General features: G+C 70.8%; 18 protein-coding genes and 1 tRNA gene. 4 read left to right on the forward strand and 15 right to left on the reverse strand.

The window, feature by feature from the left end; translation table 11 throughout:
• Positions 1 to 57: 57 nt before the first annotated feature.
• From ASG74_RS06400 to ASG74_RS06420, 5 genes are all read right to left on the reverse strand, one after another.
• Positions 58 to 840, reverse strand: a complete 783-nt coding sequence (locus tag ASG74_RS06400; protein ID WP_056140388.1) for a ParA family protein — start codon at positions 838 to 840, stop codon at positions 58 to 60.
• Between the two features lie 76 nt (positions 841 to 916).
• Complete coding sequence (locus ASG74_RS06405) at positions 917 to 1,354, reverse strand: VOC family protein (RefSeq protein WP_056140391.1); 438 nt, start codon at positions 1,352 to 1,354, stop codon at positions 917 to 919.
• Positions 1,355 to 1,412: 58 nt separating this feature from the next.
• Positions 1,413 to 3,332 carry a selenocysteine-specific translation elongation factor gene (selB, locus tag ASG74_RS06410; protein ID WP_082569566.1) on the reverse strand — a complete coding sequence of 640 codons (1,920 nt, stop codon included), beginning with the start codon at positions 3,330 to 3,332 and terminating at the stop codon, positions 1,413 to 1,415.
• Positions 3,329 to 4,657, reverse strand: a complete 1,329-nt coding sequence (gene selA / locus ASG74_RS06415; protein WP_056140394.1) for an L-seryl-tRNA(Sec) selenium transferase — start codon at positions 4,655 to 4,657, stop codon at positions 3,329 to 3,331. Before selA ends, selB begins: the two co-directional genes overlap by 4 nt.
• A gap of 48 nt (positions 4,658 to 4,705) precedes the next feature.
• Positions 4,706 to 4,801, reverse strand: a tRNA-Sec gene (locus ASG74_RS06420).
• Between the two features lie 35 nt (positions 4,802 to 4,836).
• Here ASG74_RS06420 and selD point away from each other — a divergent pair.
• Together selD and ASG74_RS06430 are read left to right on the forward strand one after the other, a co-directional pair.
• Entirely contained in the window at positions 4,837 to 5,853 is a 1,017-nt protein-coding gene (gene selD / locus ASG74_RS06425) for a selenide, water dikinase SelD (protein WP_056140397.1), read from the forward strand.
• The gene (locus tag ASG74_RS06430; protein WP_235498845.1) at positions 5,850 to 6,248 is read left to right on the forward strand and encodes a rhodanese-like domain-containing protein; all 399 of its coding nucleotides are present in this window, start codon (positions 5,850 to 5,852) and stop codon (positions 6,246 to 6,248) included. The genes selD and ASG74_RS06430 overlap by 4 nt, the downstream gene beginning before the upstream one ends.
• A gap of 44 nt (positions 6,249 to 6,292) precedes the next feature.
• Here ASG74_RS06430 and ASG74_RS06435 read toward each other — a convergent pair whose 3' ends face one another.
• From ASG74_RS06435 to ASG74_RS06470, 7 genes are read right to left on the reverse strand one after another with little or no spacing between them, the layout of a single operon-like run.
• Positions 6,293 to 7,588 (reverse strand): L-lactate MFS transporter, encoded by a 1,296-nt coding sequence (locus tag ASG74_RS06435; protein ID WP_056140400.1) that lies wholly within the window; start codon positions 7,586 to 7,588, stop codon positions 6,293 to 6,295.
• Positions 7,589 to 7,614: 26 nt separating this feature from the next.
• A complete protein-coding gene (nrfD, locus tag ASG74_RS06440) occupies positions 7,615 to 8,757 on the reverse strand; it encodes an NrfD/PsrC family molybdoenzyme membrane anchor subunit (protein ID WP_056140404.1) in 1,143 nt (380 codons plus the stop codon).
• Positions 8,754 to 9,872 carry a 4Fe-4S dicluster domain-containing protein gene (locus ASG74_RS06445; protein ID WP_056140407.1) on the reverse strand — a complete coding sequence of 373 codons (1,119 nt, stop codon included), beginning with the start codon at positions 9,870 to 9,872 and terminating at the stop codon, positions 8,754 to 8,756. Before ASG74_RS06445 ends, nrfD begins: the two co-directional genes overlap by 4 nt.
• A complete protein-coding gene (gene fdh, locus ASG74_RS06450) occupies positions 9,869 to 13,249 on the reverse strand; it encodes a formate dehydrogenase (protein WP_200942542.1) in 3,381 nt (1,126 codons plus the stop codon). Before fdh ends, ASG74_RS06445 begins: the two co-directional genes overlap by 4 nt.
• A gap of 33 nt (positions 13,250 to 13,282) precedes the next feature.
• Positions 13,283 to 14,209, reverse strand: a complete 927-nt coding sequence (locus tag ASG74_RS06460; protein WP_082569568.1) for a RecB family exonuclease — start codon at positions 14,207 to 14,209, stop codon at positions 13,283 to 13,285.
• A gap of 60 nt (positions 14,210 to 14,269) precedes the next feature.
• Positions 14,270 to 15,160, reverse strand: a complete 891-nt coding sequence (gene purU / locus ASG74_RS06465) for a formyltetrahydrofolate deformylase (RefSeq protein WP_056140414.1) — start codon at positions 15,158 to 15,160, stop codon at positions 14,270 to 14,272.
• Entirely contained in the window at positions 15,157 to 16,002 is an 846-nt protein-coding gene (locus ASG74_RS06470) for a PHP domain-containing protein (RefSeq protein WP_056140416.1), read from the reverse strand. The genes purU and ASG74_RS06470 overlap by 4 nt, the downstream gene beginning before the upstream one ends.
• Before the next feature lie 132 nt (positions 16,003 to 16,134).
• Between ASG74_RS06470 and ASG74_RS06475 the strand changes: the two genes are divergently transcribed.
• The gene (locus tag ASG74_RS06475; RefSeq protein WP_056140419.1) at positions 16,135 to 16,632 is read left to right on the forward strand and encodes a SigE family RNA polymerase sigma factor; all 498 of its coding nucleotides are present in this window, start codon (positions 16,135 to 16,137) and stop codon (positions 16,630 to 16,632) included.
• Positions 16,625 to 17,644, forward strand: a complete 1,020-nt coding sequence (locus ASG74_RS06480) for a hypothetical protein (RefSeq protein WP_056140421.1) — start codon at positions 16,625 to 16,627, stop codon at positions 17,642 to 17,644. Before ASG74_RS06475 ends, ASG74_RS06480 begins: the two co-directional genes overlap by 8 nt.
• A 17-nt stretch (positions 17,645 to 17,661) precedes the next feature.
• Here the strand turns inward: ASG74_RS06480 and ASG74_RS06485 are convergent, their stop codons facing one another.
• From ASG74_RS06485 to ASG74_RS06495, 3 genes are all read right to left on the reverse strand, one after another.
• The gene (locus ASG74_RS06485) at positions 17,662 to 18,066 is read right to left on the reverse strand and encodes a VOC family protein (protein WP_056140422.1); all 405 of its coding nucleotides are present in this window, start codon (positions 18,064 to 18,066) and stop codon (positions 17,662 to 17,664) included.
• 24 nt (positions 18,067 to 18,090) lie between these two features.
• Complete coding sequence (locus ASG74_RS06490; protein ID WP_200942543.1) at positions 18,091 to 18,633, reverse strand: MaoC family dehydratase; 543 nt, start codon at positions 18,631 to 18,633, stop codon at positions 18,091 to 18,093.
• 163 nt (positions 18,634 to 18,796) lie between these two features.
• Complete coding sequence (locus ASG74_RS06495; RefSeq protein ID WP_162252786.1) at positions 18,797 to 19,699, reverse strand: type IV toxin-antitoxin system AbiEi family antitoxin domain-containing protein; 903 nt, start codon at positions 19,697 to 19,699, stop codon at positions 18,797 to 18,799.
• Between the last annotated feature and the right edge of the window lie 81 nt (positions 19,700 to 19,780).

A 19,780-nucleotide genomic window follows, 5' to 3' on the forward strand; every position in this document is an offset into this window, starting at 1 on the left:
GTAAACCCGCCGAGCCGGGCTCAGTGACACGCGCGACGCCGGAGCCTCGCCAGACGCCTACAGCGTCGGGGCGAGGGACTGCGCGACGTCGCGGTAGGCACGCGCGCCCTTGGAGGTGCGTGACGTCGCCAGGATGGAGCGGCCGACGGCGGGCGCCTCGGCAAAACGCACCGTGCGCGGGATCGGCGGCGAGAGCACCGGCAGCGAGTAGCGCTCGCCCACATCGGCCAGCACCTCCTGGGCGTGGTTGCTGCGTCCGTCGAACAGGGTGGGGAGAATGCCGATGACCTTGAGCTTCTTGTTGAGGAACTTCTTGACGTCCGCCACGGTGTCGAGGAGCTGCCCGACTCCGCGGTGGCTGAGCATCTCGCAGGGCATGGGGATGATGAGGCCGCTCGCGGCCGTCAGCGCGTTGAGGGTGAGCACCCCCAGGCTCGGAGAGCAGTCGATGAGGACGATGTCGTAGTCCTTGCGCACGCCGGCGAGGGCGGTCTGCAGGACGTACTCACGAGCGGGGCGTCCGAGGAGGACGGCCTCGGTACCGGCGAGGTCGATCGAGCTGGGGAGCAGGTGGACGCCGTCCTCGCACTCGATGACGACGTCGGCCGCGTCGACCTGGCCGAGGAGGACGTGGTGGATCGACTCCTCGACCTCGTCCGGGTCCACGCCGAGGCTGAACGTCAGGCAGGCCTGGGCATCGAGATCGACGAGCAGGACCCGCTTGCCGAGCTCGGCAAAGGCGGCTCCCAGGGAGGCGACCGAGGTGGTCTTGGCGACGCCACCCTTCTGGTTGGCAACAGCGATGATCGTGGCGCCGGAGGAGCGTTGGCGTGGGGGCACGAGGAGTCCTTGCAACAAGAGTGGGTATGCCGTCCGCCCCAGTCTCTCAGCCCACGTCCCTCGTCATGGACACCCCTCAGGTGGCGTCGGACACGGGCGGGAGGACCAGCTGCCCCACGGGTCCGGGGTTCCACGCGATCTCCCACCGGAAGCCGTCGGGGTCGGCGAAGTAGCCGGTGTAGCCGCCCCACTCGCGCTCGACGGCCCCGGACACCTCACCGGCACCGGCTGCTCGGGCTTCGGCGAGCACGGCGTCAACCTCTGCGTGCGTGCCCACGTTGTGGCTCAGGGTGACCGGGACGACGCACGGGCCCGACCGGGCAGGCGTGCCGACCTCTGCCTCGAAGTGCGCGCGGTCCCACAGGGAGAGGACGGTCTGCGGCCCGGCGCGGAACATGAGCACCTCGCCCGGGGCGTAGAGCTCCGGCGTCCAGCCCAGGCCCTCGGCATAGAACCGGTGTGATGCCGCGAGGTCGTGCACGGCCAGGGTGATGAAGGAGACGCGCTGGTCCATGGGGCCAGCCTCGCACTGGCCACGGCCATCGGCCACCGGTCACCGATCACGGAACCCGTCAGCCGTTGGCTCCCCTGACCGTGCGCAGGGTGCCGTCGACCCGGCGGGTCCAGCCTCGTGAGTCCAGGTGCTCGAGCAGCGGTACGGCCACTCGGCGGGTGGTCCCGAGGGCCTGCCGTGCAGCGCTCAGGGTGAAGGGCTGCTCGAGCGAGCTGAGCACTCGCATGGCCCGCGCCGGCCCGTCGGGCAGCAGGACGACCTCGTCGGCGAGCCTCAGCAACCTCCCGGTGCGCGCGGCCGCTGCGAGCTCCCTCGCCCCGAGCCCGAGCTCACTGAGGAGGTCACGGTCGGGGGCGGCGAAGGGCGACTGGCCCAGGGTCCGCTCAACCGCGGCGACGCCAGCCTCTGCGGGACCGAGGTCCGAGGCCTCCCGGACGCGCGGGTCGTGCACCCGGCCGTCCGTCACGGCGAGCTGGGACAGCACGGCGAGGTGCGTCACCAGCTCGGGCCCCGGCGCTGCGGTCCCGGCCGGGAGGCTGCCGCCCTGCACGGCAGGCAGGAGGTGCCCTGGCAGGTCGAGGGCGTGCCGGGCCTCGGCACTCGTGAGGCCGGCGCTGAGCGGATGGGCGGCGTGATGCCGACGCACCGCCTCGCTCAGACGGGCCGCCCACTCCCGCTCGGCGGACGGGTCGACCCACCACTCGCCGACCAGCACGCCGCTGGCGGGCATGGGCAGGCCCAGCCGGGACAGCTGCAACCCGTGCTCCGCACCACGCGAGGCGAGCCTCACGTCGGAGGGCGCCCCACCCTGCTCGAGGGTCTTGGCCCGGCGTGCTGCGGCTCCCCGGCGACGCAGCGGCAACGGGTCCACGTCGGTGACGAGGACAGACCACAGCTGCCTGCCGCCGGGGTCCCGCAGGATCGCCCGGTCACCCACGCGCCACGGCAGGGCGTGCTCCGTCGTGAGTCGCGCGTGGTGCCCACCGAGAGGTCGGACACCCACGTGCTGGTGGCCCGATCCCACGTGCAGCACCGCCCAGTCCGGGAGGTGGTCCTCTCGCCGTGAATCCCAGTGCCCGCCCTCGACACGTCCGGCGCCCGGCGTGCTGGACCCACCGCCGGCTCGGCGGTGCGGCACCCGGACGGGCGTGAGCCGGACGTCGACGACGCTGGCCACGGCGAAGGATCCCGGCGTGAGGAGGACGGCGGAACGCGAGAGCGTGGCGGAGTCGACCCGTCGCAGGTTCACGGCCACGCGGGAGACAGGACCGACGGCTTGTTGGGCGACGTCCTGGCTGTGCAGGCCGCGCACGACGACCTCACGGCTGACGCCCGCGTCGAGCAGGGTGAGGGTGTCACCGACCTGCAGCGTTCCCGAACCCAGCGTCCCCGTGACGACGGTCCCCGCACCGCTGACCGAGAACGAGCGGTCGGTCCACAGCCGCACGGGGGCATCCTGCGCGGGGACCGGCAGTCTGGCCACGAGGCCGGCCAGCTCCTCGCGCAGGAGGTCCATCCCGAGACCGCTGACGGCGGAGACGCCCACGCAAGGAACGTCCAACCCCCGCTCCCCCAGGCGCCGGGCCGCGTCCTCGGCGACCTCGTGGCGGCGCTCCTCGTCGGCGAGGTCACAGCGCGTCACGACGAGGACCCCGTCACCGATGCCGAGTGCCGACACAGCGTCGAGGTGCTCCTGGCTCTGCGCCTGCCAGCCCTGGTCCGCCGCGACGACGAAGACGACCGCCGGCGTGGGCCCGAGGCCGGCGAGCATCGTCCCCACGAAGCGCTCGTGGCCGGGGACGTCGACGAACGCGACCTCGTCCCCGTTGGGCAGACTCGTCCAGGCGTAGCCCAGCTCGATCGTCATCCCCCTGGCCTTCTCCTGCGCCAGCCGGTCCGGGTCGCGCCCGGTGAGCGCACGCACGAGTGTCGACTTGCCGTGGTCGACGTGGCCGGCGGTGGCGAGCACGGACCTCACGGGGCCCGGTCCTCGTCCGCCAGTGCCACCGCCAGGGCGTCGCGCACGTCATCGTCGCGCTCGGCCGGGACGCACCTGAGGTCGACGAGTCCCCGGCCGCCCTCGACTCGTGCCAGCACGGCTGGGATGTCCCCCGGTGGCCGACGGAGGCGCTCGACCGCAGCGACCGGGATCTCGACGGCCCACCCGGGCAGGGCGAACCCCGGAGCGCCGCCACCGCCGACGCGTCCCTCCACGCCGACCACGTCACGGCCGAGCGCCTGGGCGAGCCGCGCGGTGCGGGGACGGAGCTCGTCTGCGGTGAGGTGGAGCGCGACCCACACCGGCGGCTCCGGCCCGCGAAGCGTCGCCTCGAGGGCAGCCAGGGTGAGCTTGTCCACCCGCAGGGCCCTGGCGAGCGGGTGGCGACGCAGCAGCTCGACGGTGCTCGCGTCACCGAGGACCAGACCGGCCTGGGGTCCGCCCAGCAGCTTGTCACCGCTCGCGGTCACGAGGGAGGCGCCATCGTCCAGGGCGCTCGTGGCGTCCGGCTCATCCGGGAGCGCGGCGTCGTGGGTGAGCAGTCCCGAGCCGATGTCGGCCACGACAGCCACGGGTGAGCCGTCAGGCCGGCGAGCCGCCCTCAGCTCCGCGAGCCCCACGGCCGAGACGAACCCGTCCACCCGGAAGTTGCTCGGGTGCACCTTGAGGATGCAGCCGGTCTCTGGACCGACCGCGTCGATGTAGTCGCGCAGGTGCGTGCGGTTGGTCGTGCCGACCTCGCGCAACCTGGCGCCGGTCGACGCGATGAGGTCGGGAAGCCGGAAGCCGTCCCCGATCTCGACCAGCTCACCGCGCGAGACGATGACCTCACGACCCGCCGCGAGCGCCGTCGTCGCGAGGACGAGGGCCGCAGCCCCGTTGTTGACGACCAGCGCGTCACCGGCGGCGGGGACCGCCTCGCGCAGCGCGGACAGCGCGCCGGCCCCGCGTCGGCTGCGTGCCCCCGTCGCGAGGTCCATCTCGACGTCGACATGACCGGCCGCGTCCAGCACCGCCTGTACCGCCGCCGCCGAGAGCGGGGCCCGACCGATGTTGGTGTGCACGACGATGCCCGTGGCGTTGAGCACCGGTGTCAACGTCGAGGCCCGGCGCGGCAGCAGCGCCACCGCGGCGTCGGCGACCTCGTCGGGCAGGACCTCCCCCCGGCGGGCCCGGTCCTGCGCGCCGGACACGGCCCGGCGCACGATCGTCCGGCCGAGTCGCCCCGCCGCGTCCATCAGCCTCGGATCCGCGAGGAGGACGTCCGTGCGCGGAATGCTCCGGCGAGGATCGGCGTCGCTCAACCCAGGGCTCCCTTCGGTGCGGCGAAGGCCGGAGCCCTTCGACGTGTGTGGCGGAGACGGACGGGAATCGAACCCGCCAGACCGAGGTACTCGGTCTCACCGGTGTTGAAGACCGGGGGGCCCACCAGGAACCCAGACGCCTCCGCCCACCACCCTAGACAGGTGACTAGCCTCAGTGCATGGAAGCACTGCGCCTGACCCAGTTCGCGCGTGGCGGTGGCTGCGCCTGCAAGATCCCGGCCGGAGAGCTCGAGGAGCTCGTGGCGGGTCTCCACGCGAGCGGTGGGTCCGGTCCCTTCTCCGGTGGCGAGGTCCTCGTCGGGCTCGACGACGGCGACGACGCCGCGGCCGTGCGTATCGAGGGCGGGGTGGTGGTGCTGTCCACGGCCGACTTCTTCACCCCCGTGGTCGACGACGCGTACGACTGGGGACGGATCGCCGCCGCCAACGCACTTTCAGACATCTATGCGATGGGCGGCACTCCCGTGATGGCCATCAACCTGGTGGCGTGGCCGCGCGAGCTGCTGCCGATGGAGCTGTTGCGCGAGGTGCTCCGCGGCGGCCTCGACGTGGCGGGCCAGGCAGGCTGCCCGGTGATCGGTGGGCACAGCATCGACGGTCCGGAGCCCACCTACGGCATGGCCGTCACGGGAACCGCCGACCCGGAGCGCCTGCTGCGCAACGACGCGGCCGCCCCGGGGCTGCCCATCAGCCTCACCAAGCCGCTGGGGCTGGGGGTGCTCAACAACCGGCACAAGTCGACCGGAGAGAGGAGCGAGGAGGCCGTTGCGGTCATGACCACCCTCAACCGTGACGCCTCGCGCGCGGCGGTGGCCGCCGGCATACGGGCTGCCACGGACGTCACCGGGTTCGGACTGCTCGGTCACCTGTTCAAGATGGGGCGCGCATCGGGCGTCGCCGCGCGGGTCGACGCCAGCGCCGTGCCCTACGTCGAAGGGGCACGGGAGGCGCTGTCGGCTGGGAACGTGCCGGGTGGTTCGCGCCGCAACCTCGACTGGGTCCGTCCGCACCTCGACGTGGCCGCAGGGGTCAGCGAGAACGAGCTCATCCTGCTCGCGGACGCCCAGACCTCGGGCGGCCTGCTCGTCGTCGGTGAGGTGCCGGGCGCTCCCGTGGTGGGTGAGACCGTTCCAGCGGGTTCGCTCGGCGACGGCGTGGTCCTGGCGGTCGCATGACGCCGGAGCACCGACCGGCGCCGACCGCCCCGTCCCGGGTGTCGGAGGCCCTGAAGCAGTCGCGGGCTGACCTGCGCAGGCTCACGCCCTCAGAGGCACTCGCGGCGCAGGGGCAGGGAGCGCTCCTCGTCGACACCCGCACTGCCAGCCAGCGCGCCCGTCAGGGTGAGCTGCCCGGCGCGATTGTCATCGACCGCACGGTGCTCGAGTGGCGCCTGGACCCGAGCTCACCGCACCGGATCGCCGAGGCCGATGACGGCGTACCCGTGGTGGTCATCTGCCGCCAGGGCTACAGCTCGTCGTTCGCGGCCGATTCCCTGCGCCGGGTCGGCGCGTCGACGCCACCGACGTCATCGGTGGTGTCGAGGCGTGGCGATCGGCCGGCCTCCCGCTGACGCAGGGGCCGGCCGACGTCCGCGAGTGATGTGCGGGCCTGCCCTCAGGTGTGCTTCGGCGGGCGCGCGACGATCGGCAGGATGAGACCGGCCAGCGCGATGATGCCGACGACGGTGAAGCCGAGTGTGTAGGCCTGGTCCTCGCCGATGAGCCACGAGATGAGCAGCGGGCCGACGATGCCACCGATCGACCAGCCCAGGAGCATGAGGCCGTAGATCGCCCCGGAGTGCCTGACGCCGAAGAAGTCGCCGGCCGTCGACGGCATGGTCCCGAAGGCCCCGCCGTAGCAGGTGTAGACGAGGGCGCAGAGGATGTAGAACACCGCCTGGCTCCCCGCGTGCGGGATGGCCAGCAGCGCGAGGCCCTGGAGGCCGAGGATGCCGATGAAGGCCGGTCGCCGTCCGATCCGGTCCGAGATTGCGGCCCAGAGGATGCGCCCACCGCCGTTGAACAGGCCCATGACGCCCACGAGGGTCGCGGCTCCCCCGGCCGTGAAGCCGGCGACGTCGGTCGCGGTGCCGGCGGCCACGGAGATGAGCGAGATCCCGGCCGTCACGGAGATCGTGAGGATGAACATGAGCATGTACCACTGAGGCGTGCTGAGCGCCTCCTGGGGCGTGAAGTCACGACCGGCGGCGTTGCGCTTCGGAGCCGCTGACTCCGCCGCCGGGGTGCGGGCAGCGCTCGCAGCGGCATACCCCTCGGGTGGGTTGCGGAAGAAGGACGCCCCGATGAGACCGGCGACCAGATAGGCCAGGCCGAGCCACAGGAAGACCTTGGTCGGGTAGCGCTGGTAGTCCTCGTTGCCCTGGATCATCCGCTGCGCCAGCGGCGACGTGATCACTGCGCCAAAGCCGAAGCCACCGACCGCGATGCCGGTGATGAGCCCGCGCTTGTCGGGGAACCACTTCTGCAGCATGGCGATGGGCACGATGTAGGCCAGGCCGAGCCCGAAACCCCCCAGCACGCCGTAGCCGAGGATGAGCAGCCAGAGGTCGCTGGCGTCGCGCGTCAGGCTCGCGAGCATGATGCCGATCGAGTAGATCGTCACGCCGACGAGGGCGACGACGCGGGGGCCACGCCGGTCCTGGATCCGGCCACCGAGGTAGGTTCCGACGAAGATCATGCCGATGGCCACCTCGAAGGGAATGGTGGCCTGCACCTTGGACAGCTCGATGGCGGACGGGTCCGCCTGGATCGCCTTGCTGAAGGTGCTCCAGGCGTAGACCGCACCGATGGCGAGCTGGACGAGGACACCTCCGGCGAGGACGACCCACCTGTTGCCCGTCCGGGTGACGACTCCGTCCTGCTCGTTCTCGCGCGTGCTCGTGGTGCTCATGCGGCCTCCTGGGTGGATGCGGCTCGTCACCTCACGGTGACGATGCTGTCGTCGACGGTTCCTTGTGCCCTGCGCTGCTCGAGCCTGGCCTTCTGTGGCTCGACGGTGTACTTCGGGTCCTTCGCCGACTCGATACCCGCATCGACGATCGCGAACCGGGTGAGGGCCGAACCAGTGGCCAGGGCGGCACCGGCCACGACGGCGACGGCGCGGCTGCGGCCGGCCAGCACTGTCCCCAGTCCCCCGGCCACGATGAGCGCCTTGGCCGTCCGCAGCATCCTCCCGGCGTGCCCGGTCTCCATCGGCTCGCGGACACCGTCCTCCTCGAGCTGCGACTCGAGCCGGTGCATGGCGACCAGGTCGCTCGCGACGCCGAGCAGGGCGAGCCGACGCGCCGGTCCCGCCTGCGCCACCGGGGAGAGGACCATCTGCACCCCCGAGGCAGCCAGGGCGGCCGAACCCACGAAGACGAACGGCAGGTGCCGTCGGCTCTCGAACCAGAGCGGAGTTGCGGTGTCGGACAGGAGGACCGACGTGTATGCCGCGAGCGGAGCCGCGAAGAGAGCCTGACCGACGCCTGCCGGCGTCTCCACGGCGTCCAGGAGTCGCAGCACCGTGCCCACGGGTCCACTCGAGCGCTGCGGCAGCATCCGGGCCAGCTCGGCCGCGGTCGTCACCCCGGTGAAGGCGGAGTAGCCGGAGAAGATCCACGTGCCCACCGACATGGGCGAGGTGAGCTTGACCGTCCGCAGCATGTTGAGGAACCGTTCGGGCCGCCCGAGGTCCGAGACGAGCAAACCCCCGCTCACTGCCACCGCCGCCATGGCGGTGAGCCGGCTGCGTCGGCGCAGGACGTCGAGTCCCGTGGCTGCGGCCCCGGTGCCCAGCAGGCCGGAGCCGGCAGCGACTCCTCCGATGAAGAGGTAGGCGGGGATCTCGTGCTTCCAGGGCATCGGCTTGACGACGGAACGTCCGTAGTAGCTGGAGAACTCGACGTCAGGGACGGCCTGCGCCTCGCGTCGGCCCCCACCATCTCCAGTGAGCCAGCCACTGCTCCCCCGGGCCATGGAGCGCGCAGCACCCGAGACGTTGTCGCGCAGCGAGGGCCGGCGCCGACGCCTCCCGCCCTCATCCGGTGGGCGATAGCTGTCGAAGGCCGACGTCGTCACGAACGACCTCCCAGGAAGGCGACCGCCGCTGCACCCAGCATGCCGAGGCCGGCATACCCGGCGGTGCGGAACATCTCCGGAAGGCGCGACGTGGCGCACACCGGGTCCGGAGGAAGTCCGTAGACCTCGGGCTCGTCCAGCAGCAGGAAGACCGAGCCGGTACCACCCACGCCGTCGTCGTCGTTGGCGCCGTAGAGCCGGGCCTCGGTGAAACCCTGCTCGTGCAGCTGGCTCACGCGGGCGCGCGCGGCCTCGACCATGTCGTCGCGGTCACCGAAGCGGATCGAGGTGGTCGGGCAGGTCTGGGCACACGCCGGCGTCTGGTCGTGCTGGAGGCGGTCGTAGCAGAGGGTGCACTTCTGCGCGATGCCGATGTTGGGCACGTGGCCGTCTCCGCGCACCGTGGTGCTGGCGTCGGAGCGGCGTTCGATGACTCCGAAGGGGCAGGCCCCGACGCAGTAGCCGCACCCGTTGCAGATGTCGGCCTGCACGACGACCGTGCCGTGCTCGCTGCGGAAGAGGGCACCGGTGGGGCACACGTCGAGGCATCCGGCGTGGGTGCAGTGCTTGCAGACGTCCGAGGCCATGAGCCAACGGAACTCGGGCAGAGCCCCCACCATCGGGGTGCCGTCGACGGTGGTGCCGTGGGACGCCCCGTCCTCGGGCGACCTGTCCTCGAATGCGCGTGTCTCGGTGAGCATGTCACCGAGGCTCGGGCCGTGGTCCTCGACGGGGGCCGGGAGGACGCCGTAGCCGGCAGGCGCGCCACCCTGTGTCGCCGCCTGCGCGGGCGCCCCGACACCGGGCATGCCGAGCTCGACCAGACGCCGGCCGGACTCGCGGGCGGCGGCGATGCGGTCCGCGTCCTGCTCGACGAAGGCGACGTGTCGCCACGTGCTCGCGCCGAGGTCACCGGTGTTGTCGTAGGAGTTGGCCGACAGCGCGAGACCGTCGAGCGGGATCGCGTTCCACTCCTTGCAGGCCACCTCGCACGCCTTGCAGCCGATGCAGATGGAGGTGTCGGTGAAGAAGCCCTTGCGCCCCGGGGCGTCCTGCCACCCGGCATCCTGGGCGGGGTCGGTGCGACCGCCCAGCTGTCGCTGCAGATAGCTCATGAGCTCCCACCTTCGCTCTCGTCGGACGTGAGGGTGGCGGCCCGTCGACGCCTGATGTCCTCGGGTACCGGGTTCGCGTGCTCGGTGCCCGTCTCGACCGTGGTGCCGGCCCGGGACTGGTACTCGGCGACGAGCCGGGGCAGCTCCTCGCCGCGCGGCCGGCGTCCCGGCCGGATGTCGCACGAGCCGACCTTCGACTCCTGGATCTGGACGTTGGGGTCGAGCACGACGCCGAGCAGGTCGTTGGCGCCGTCTCCCTCGACGACGGCGTCCTTGCCCACACCCCAGTGGTAGGGCAGCCCGATCTGGTGCACCGTGTGGCCGTTGATCGTCAGCGGTCGTACCCGGTCGGTCACGAGGACGCGGGCCTCGATCGCGCTGCGGGCGGAGATGATCGTCGCCCAGTCCCCGTTGACCAGGCCGCGCTCCTGCGCGAGCTGCGGCGAGACCTCGCAGAACATCTCCGGCTGGAGCTCGGAGAGGTAGGGCAGCCAGCGGCTCATGCCTCCGGCCGTGTGGTGCTCGGTGAGCCGGTAGGTCGTGAAGACGAACGGGTAGACGTCGGAGCCCGGCTGCGTACCGGACGGACTCCAGAGGTTGTCCTTGCGCGCATAGATGAGACGGCTGGGGTTGCTCTGCTGGGTGTAGAGCGAGTTGGAGACCGGCGACTCCTGGGCCTCGTAGTGGGTCGGCAGCGGCCCGTCCACCATGCCCTTGGGTGCGAAGAGCCAGCCCTTGCCGTCGGCCTGCATGATGAAGGGGTCGTCGCCGGCGATGGCGGCGGGACCGCCCGCATCCGGGTCCGGCCGGAAGGAGGGGTCCCGGTCGATCGGGAAGTCCGGGACGTCCTTGCCCACCCACTTGCGCTGCTCCTCGTCCCACCAGACGTACTTCTTGCGCTCGCTCCAGGGGCGACCCTGCGGGTCGGCCGAGGCGCGGTTGTAGAGGACGCGACGGTTCATGGGCCATGCCCATCCCCACTCCGGTGCCACGTCGTCCTGCTGCTGGCCGGGGACGCGGTTCTTGGAGCGGTTGATGCCACCAGCGAAGACGCCGGTGTAGATCCAGCAGCCCCCGGCGGTCGAGCCGTCGGCGCGCATGTCGACGAACTTGTCGAGCACCTCGCCCGCCCGCTCACCGGTGACGTGGTAGCCGTTGATCTCGCGCAGCACCGCCTCGGCGTCCACCTCGCCGTGCTCGTCGGTCGGGTAGTCCCACGTGAGGTCCAGCAGCGGGCGGTCGCGCTCGTCGGTGGAGTCCTTGAGCCGCTCGCGGATCCGCACGCCGAGCTCGTGGAAGAAGTCGAGCTCGCTCTGGACGTCGTCGGCGGGCCGGATCGCCTGGTGGTGCCACTGGAGCATCCGCTGGGTCTGGGTGAAGGTTCCCGACTTCTCGACGTGGTTGGCGGCCGGGAAGAAGAACACCTCGGTGTCGATCTCCTCGGGGCTGGTCTCCCCCGAGGCCACCTCGGGGCCGTCCCTCCAGAACGTCGCTGTCTCGATGAGCTGGAAGTCGCGCACGACGAGCCACTTGAGGTGCGACAGCGCGTCTCGCTGCATCTTGCCGTGGGCCGAACCCACGGCAGGGTTCTGCCCCAGGACGAAGAAGCCGTCCACCTCGTCGTCGATCATCGCCATGGTGCTCTGGTAGGTGCCGTGCGCACCGGACAGCCGCGGGAGGTAGTCGAAGCAGAAGTCGTTCTCCGCGGTGGCCGCATCGCCCCACCACGCCTTGAGCAGGCTGGCCGTGTAGGCGTCGGCCTCGGTCCAGAAGCCCTTCTGGCGCGGCGAGGAGATCGAGGTGAGGTACTCCTCGAGCGTGTCGTGCTGGCCCACCATCGGCATGGGCAGGTAGCCCGGCAGGAGGTTGAACAGCGTGGGGATGTCGGTCGAGCCCTGGATGCTCGCGTGCCCGCGCAGGGCCATGATCCCGCCGCCGGGCCGACCCATGTTGCCCATGAGCAGCTGGAGGATGGCCGCGGTGCGGATGAACTGGGCACCGAGGCTGTGCTGGGTCCAGCCGAGCGCGTAGGCGAAGCAGGTCGTCCGCTCGCGTCCGGAGTTCTCGGCAATCGCCTTGGCGATCTCGTGGAACTGGTGGACGGGGATGCCACAGAGGTCGTTCACCATCTCCGGCGTGTAGCGGGCGTAGTGCCGCTTGAGGATCTGGAACACGCTGCGTGGGTGCTGGAGGGTCTCGTCGCGCACGACGTTGGCGTGCTCCATGGGCGCTCCTGCAGCGCCGTGGCTGTGGGGCGCTGCACGGTCGGACTTCTCCGAGCCGTGCTCGTCGCCACCGCCCGGCTCCTCGACCTTGCCGTCGCCGTCACCACCGTTGCCGTCGCCACCGTTGCCGTCACCCTCGGCGTAGGCCCAGGACGACATGTCGTACTTGCCGGTCTGCGGGTCGTAGCCGCTGAAGACCCCGTCGAGGTCCTCGGTGTCGACGAAGTCCTCGTTCACGAGCGTCGCGGCGTTGGTGTACGCCACGACGTAGTCACGGAAGTAGAGGTCGTTGGAGAGCACGTGGTTGATGAGCGCACCGAGGAGCACGACGTCCGAACCGGCCCGGATCGGGACATGGGTGTCGGCGATCGCCGAGGTGCGCGTGAAGCGGGGGTCGATGTGGATGACCCGGGCGCCGCGCGCCTTGGCCTCGGACACCCACTGGAAGCCCACCGGGTGGCACTCGGCCATGTTGGAGCCCTCGATGATGATGCAGTCGGCGTTGGCCATGTCCTGCAGTGACTGCGTGGCTCCGCCACGTCCGAACGAGGTCCCCAGACTGGGAACCGTGGAGGAGTGTCAAATACGCGCCTGGTTCTCGATCTGGATGGCACCGGCCGCGGTGAACAGCTTCTTGATGAGGTAGTTCTCCTCGTTGTCGAGGGTGGCTCCCCCGAGCGAGGCGATGCCCATCGTGCGGCGCAGGCGCCGGCCCTTGTCGTCGAACTCCTGCCAGCCGTGCTGACGGGCCTCGAGGAAGCGGTCGGCCACCATGTCGATCGCCTGGTCGAGCTCGATCCGCTGGAACTCCTTGGCTCGCGGCGCACGGTAGAGCACGTGCGTCTGGCGCGAGGGCGAGTTCACCAGCTGCTCGCTCGCGGCTCCCTTGGGGCACAGCCGCCCGCGGCTCACGGGCGAGTCCGGGTCACCCTCGATCTGGACGACCTTCTCGTCCTTGACGAAGACGCGCTGCCCACACCCCACGGCGCAGTAGGGGCAGACGCTCTGCACGACCCGGTCTGCCGTCGTCGTGCGCGCCTCGACGTGCCTGGTCCGGCGCGACGTCACGGAGGTTCCCCGGCCGAGGAAGTCACCGCTCGCAAGCTGCCGGAGCACGGGCCAACCGAGGAAGGTGGTGTCCTTCGAAGCCATCTTGAGCCCCTTCGACGACGTCGTCTGCGCTGGTCAGGTCACCGTAGCGCGTCCCGGGCCCTGGCGCCGGGGAGAGGGCCGCGCAACATCTGGTCGTGTCGTCTCCGCCATCTCGAGGGCGGCCCAGCCCGACTTCTCGGGCCCGGCGGCCTGCCCCTCGGGGCAGTGCGCCCGGAAGTCGCACCACGTGCAGATGGGCCCCACCACGGCCGGGAAGAGCGCGGACTCGACACCTCGTTCGGCGAAGTCGGCGTCGGCGCGCTGGGCGTCTCGGGCGATGGACTTCGCCTCGTCAACCTTGCGGGTCAGCGACTCGGGGGTGTGCGTGTGCGAGATGACCTCACCGGAGGTGACGTGGTGGAGCTCGACCCGAAGGCACGGGCGACGGAACATCTTCCACACGGCCGCGGCATACAGAGCCATCGGCAGGGAGGTGCGGGCATCGTCCTCACCCAGCGGCTTCTGGCTCGTCTTGTAGTCGACGACGACGAGCTCACCGTCGCGGTCGTCGAGGCGGTCGATGCGCCCGGTGACGCGCAGGGCGCCGCTGACGAACGACACGGTGCGCTCGATCCCGCGGGGCGGGTCGTCGGGGTCGACTCCGGCGAGATAGGCGACGACGTGCTCCTGTGCCCGCTTGCGCCACGCACCCGACTGCTCCGGGTCGCGGAAGCCGACGTCGATCCAGGACGTGCGGACGAGCTCGCGCCCGGCCGAGGCGGTGCGCCGCTCGCGCGGCAGGTCCCACCAGTCGCGCAGCGCGTTGTGGACGGCCAGGCCGAAGGACGTGTGCGCCCGCTGCGCCCGCTGCTCGGGACGTGGCTTGTCGAGGTACTGCATCCGATAACGACGGGGGCAGTCGAGGTGAGCGAGCAGGCGCGATGGGCTCGCGGCATACAGCTTCGGCGGCATGCCCGCGAACTCGCTCTGGACCGGCCTCCCGGTCTCCACGTCGGTCACGGGACCAACCTAGCCAGCGCGACCGACAGCGCGAGCCGGCCGTCCACAGGTGGACTCACCTCAGCTGAAGACGACGGTGCGGTCCTCGTTGAGGATGATGCGGCTCTCGCAGTGCCAGCGCACGGCGCGGGAGAACACCCGCGACTCGACCTCCTCGCCGGCGGAGACGAGGTCCTCGGCCTCCATGCGGTGGTCGACGCGGTGGATGTCCTGCTCGATGATCGGGCCCTCGTCGAGGTCGGCGGTGACGTAGTGCGCCGTCGCCCCGATGACCTTGACGCCGCGTGCGTAGGCCTGGTGGTAGGGCTTGGCACCCTTGAAGCTCGGCAGGAAGGAGTGGTGGATGTTGATGACGCGACCACCCAGGTCACGGCACAGGTCGTCGCTCAGCACCTGCATGTAACGGGCCAGGGCGATGAGCTCGACGTCGTGGGCGGCGACGACCTCACGCAGCTGAGCCTCGGCCTCGAGCTTGGTCTCGCGCGTCACCGGGATGTGGTGGAAGGGGATCCCGTAGGAACGCGCCATGGGCTCGAGGTCCGTGTGGTTGCTGACGATCCCGACGATGTCGGCGTTGACCTGACCGGACTTCCAGCGGAAGAGGAGGTCGTTGAGGACGTGACCGAACTTGCTCACCATCACCAGCGTCCGGTATGCCGTGACCGCCTTGCGCAGCTCCCACGCCATCTCGAACTCGGTTGCGACAGCGGCGAACTCACGCTGCCAGAGCTCCACGTCCACGGTCACGTCGCCGGTATCGAAGCGCACTCGCATGAAGTAGCGACCCGTGCGGTGGTCGCTGAACTGCTGGCTCTCCTCGATGTTGGCCTCGCGCTCGAAGAGGTGCTGGCTCACGGCCGCGACGATGCCGGGGCGGTCGGGGCAGGACAGGGTGAGGACGAGGTCACCCTCGCCCCCTGCCTTGCTGCGCCGCGAGGCGGCTTCGGTCATGGCTGGACCACCTTCACGCCGTGGGACTGCTCGACGATACGGGACCACTCGCGCGGGTCCGTCGTGTGCTCGCCGAGCCGGTTGAGCTTGCCGGTGCCGTGGTAGTCGCTGCTCCCCGTGACGACGAGGTCGTGGCGGTCCGCGAGGCGCAGGGCCCGCTCCACGTCGCCCGGCTCGTGGTCACGGTGGTGTGCCTCGAGGCCGGCCAGCCCGGCCGCCGCGAGCTCCTCGACCAGCTCGTCGGAGATCGTGGCCGTCCGCATCGCAAAGGGGTGTGCGAGCACGGGAACTCCCCCGGCGTCGCGCACGAGCGCGATCGCCGTCGCGGGGTCCGGCGCGTAGTGACCGACGTAGTACTTGCTCCCGTCGTGCAGCAGGTCCCGGAAGGCCGCGTCGCGATCCTCGACGATCCCCTTCGCCACGAGGGCGTCGGCCAGGTGCGGCCGCCCGAGGGTCGCCCCGGGCGCCACCTGGGCGCGCACCTCCTCGACCGTGACCGGTATGCCGTCGTCGGCCATGCGCTCGATGATCCGGTCCATCCGTGTCACCCGGCTGTCGCGAGCGCGGGCCAGCTCGGCGGCCAGGCGCGGGTCGTCGGGGTCGGGCAGGTAGCCCAACAGGTGGATGCTGCGGTGGTCGCGGCTGCACGAGATCTCGATCCCCCGAACCAGCTGCACCCCGAGCCGGACCGCCGCCTCCACCGCCTCCGCCCACCCGGCGGTGGTGTCGTGGTCGGTGATGGCCAGCATCGTCACCCCGGCCGCCCTGGCTGCAGCGACCAGCTCGGCCGGGCTCTCGGTCCCGTCGCTGGCGGTCGAGTGGGCGTGCAGGTCGATCGTCACGCTCGTACCCTATGCGGGCCCCACGGCCCCCAAGCCCGCACGCCGCGGAAGTCACAGCACCATGACAACCTTTCGCTCGGGTTCCCCGTATCAGGGGCGTCCGGTCCGGCAATGCGGGAAGAAGGTGGTGTCGTGAACAGTCGCGACGACGGCTCGTTCGACGAGTTCATGAGATCGAGCTCCGGCCGGTTGCTGCGCCTGGCATGGCTGCTCACCGGTGGTGCCTCGAGCGCCGAGGACCTGGTGCAGGAGACCCTCGAACGCGTCTACGTCGCCTGGCCACGGATCGAGCCGGGCGGCACCCACAACTACGCCCGCCGGGTGCTCGTCAACCTGCACACCGACTCGCACCGCCGTCGCTGGCGCGAACGCCTCACCGACGAGGTTCCCGAGGCGGGCAGCACCGACCGCTCCGAGCACATCGCCCTGGCCGACGAGCTGTCGAAGGCGCTGGCCTCCCTCCCCGTGCGCGAGCGCCAGTGCGTCGTCCTGCGCCACCACGTCGGCCTCTCCGAGCGGGAGACGGCCGACGCCCTCAACGTCAGCACCGGCACGGTGAAGTCCTCGACGTCACGAGGACTCACCCGACTGCGCACCCTGCTCGTCACCCAAGGAGAACGTCATGTCTGACCCGATCCTCGACCTCCTCGCAGCTCCTCCCACGCCCTCCATGTCCATCGACGAACGTTCCGTGCACGCGGGCGGGCGCCGCCGGTTGCGCCGACGCACCATGCGCCGCACCGGCTTTGGCCTCGGTGCCGCTGCTGCGGCCGCGGCTGTCGCCTTCGCCACCATCGGCACAGGGGTCGGCGGTGAGGCGCTCCCGGCCGGCCCACCGACGTCGTCGTCCTCGGCCTCGGACCAGCGCGTGTCGGCCGCACTCTTCGACGGCGCCTGGTCGGTCGAGGTGCGCCCGGGTGCGCCGGCCGACCAGCCCAACATCGTCTTCTACAAGGGCTCGGGCGCGACGCGCCAGCAGCTCGCCGGATCCAGCGCCTCCGCGGACGTCGTCTCGATGGGCACCGGTTCGGGAGCCGAGGGGGTCATGCTCGGCACCGCGCCCGCGGACGCCGACCAGTTCCTGACGATCACCAGGGACGGCTTCAAGGGTGGCGTCTCGCAGGACACCCAGCCGCTTCCCGGGACCGACTTCCAGGCGGTCGCGCTGAAGTTCGACGAGCCCGGCCAGACCGAGAACTACGTCGACACCATCTGGACCAACGCCGCCGACGAGGTCCGCTCGGCCAACGGCACGATGCTCCCCACCGTCCCGATCGCGGGAGGGGACCGGTTCTTCATCTCCAGGGAGTCCGGCGTCATGGGCGTCTTCATGGCCGGCGGGCGGGGCGGCTCCACCAGGCCGCTCAGCCGCAAGGCGACCACCACCATGGGCTACGGCGAGCGGCCGGACAACGGGGCATGGGCATGGACCTCGGCCACCCTGCTGCCCGAGGGCGCGCGCGACGTGAGCTTCACGTGGGCCCATGCGCAGACGCACACCAAGGTCACCGTGAAGTCACTGGGAACCGGCGAGGTCGCCTACGGGCAGGCCACTGCTCCGGGGACCGACTCGGGCCCGCTCGTCACGAAGGTCACGTGGACCGACAAGGCGGGCACACGGCATACCGACGCGGTGGAGTGAGGGGCGGCTGAGGCGACTCAGACCACGAGGTGCGAGTAGGGGTCCGGTCGCTCGGACTCGCTGCGCAGGACGCAGAACTCGTTGCCCTCCGGGTCGAGGAGGGTTGCCCAGCCACCGTCCGGCTCGCGCAGGTCCTGGTGCATCGTCGCGCCGTGGGCGAGCAGCCGCTCCACCTCCTCCTCGCGCGTGCGGTCGGTGGGTGTGAGGTCGAAGTGGAGCCGGTTCTTCACCGTCTTGCCCTCGGGCACCTCGATGAAGAGCACCCGCTGGCGCCCGTCGGGGCTGAAGATCATGCACTCCTCGTGGCCGGGGAGGTTGGGGTCCTGCGGGTCCTGTGACCAGCCGAGCACCTCAGCCCACCAGATCGACTGGGCGTGGGCGTCGCGGGAGTCGACGGACGTGTGCATGAGGCGTGAGGTCATGGTCCCCAGCCTGTCAGCGGAACGTCAGGTCGTGCCAGTGGTTTCGGGGCCGGGCCAGTGCTTGTCGGGCTGCGGCACCGGGCGACCGGGCTGCTCGCCGCCCCGCGACTCGAGGTAGTTGTCCTTCGGGACCATGACCTTGCGTCGGAAGATGCAGACGACCTTGCCGTCCTGGTTGTAGCCGATCGTCTCGACGTGGACGACGCCACGGTCGTCCTTGGACGTGGACTCCCACTTGTCGAGGACGCGGGTCTCGCCGTAGAGGGTGTCGCCGTGGAACGTCGGGGCGACGTGGCGCAGGGACTCGATCTCGAGGTTGGCGATCGCCTTGCCGGAGATGTCGGGCACCGACATGCCGAGCAGGATCGAGTAGACGTAGTTGCCCACGACGACGTTCTTGCCGAACTGCGTCGTCTCCGACGCGTAGTTGGTGTCGAGGTGGAGCGGGTGGTGGTTCATGGTCAACAGGCAGAACATGTGGTCGTCGAACTCGGTGACCGTCTTGCCGGGCCAGTGCTTGTAGGTCGCTCCGACCTCGAACTCTTCATAGCTGCGTCCGAACTGCATGCCGCCCATCCTTGCGTGCCCCTCGCGTCGACACATCACGTATGCCGCGTGCGTTCCCTCACAGCCCTCCCGCCCGCGCCTACCCTCTCCGGGCTCCCCCATGACGCGGAAATCGGTGATCGTCCCGGTTGCAACCGGGCACATCCCCGATTTCGGGTCAGCCTCAGGCCGCCAGGGCGCGTCGGAGCATGGCCGCCGCCCGATCCGGCTTGGCGAGGTCGGCCCACGTGAGTCGCACGATGGCGTAGCCCAGCGCCCTCAGCCTGTCCTCGCGTCGCTTCTCAGCAGCCAGTGCCCCATGCCCCTGTGCCCCGGCGTACTTGTTCAGGCCGTCGAACTCCACCACGACGCGACCCTCCACGAGGAAGTCCACCTTGGCCACGAAGTCGTCGTTGTCGTCGCAGATGATGACCTGGCTGCGCCACTGGTGGCCGAGGTCATGGAGCAGCAGACGAGTGCGGGTCTCCCCCGGGGAGTCGCTGCGGGCATCGGCCAGCTCGAGGAGGCGTTGTCCGAGCGCCTTGCGGGTGTGTGGCACGAGCAGAGCGACGGCTGCCTCGACCCGCTCCAGGGTGCATTTCTTTGTGCGCAACGCAGCGTCGAGAGGCAGGAGGGCCGCCTCCAGGCCGGACCGGAGCAGAACCTGAACGATGGCATGCTCGAGTGAAACGCATCTCACGCCGTCCACATCAGTGTCAGGGAGGCGGCCCGGCGCGGTGCGCAGCCCAGCGGAGAGTCGCACTCGACCCACCTTGCCCTGCAGGTCCACCACGTCCAGGCGGACACCGTGCAGGGGCAGATGCCGCAGGGCGAGAGCTGCCTGGTGTGTCGCGACGTCCTCGCGTCGCGTCCGCGCCACGGCCATGGTCCGCAGTCTCAGGCACTCCTCGTGCTCAGCGGTCGCCCACGCGGTGCCCAGGACGTAGGCGCCTCGCCGAACCCGGACGATGTCTCCGGCCCGGACCAACGCCCGCAGCTCGGTGTCCTCGACATCCACGCCGCGGGCATCGTGGGTGCTGAAGACGCCGCCCTGGGACGTGGCGATGGCGAGCAGGCGGGCGTTCATCCCACCCATGGTGGCCGACATCGCTCGCGTGGCTCCGCGGTCATCCACAGGCCATGGTCCGAGCCAGGAATTCGGAGATGT

It is taken from the genome of Knoellia sp. Soil729 (genome assembly GCF_001427985.1).
Lineage (GTDB): Bacteria > Actinomycetota > Actinomycetes > Actinomycetales > Dermatophilaceae > Knoellia.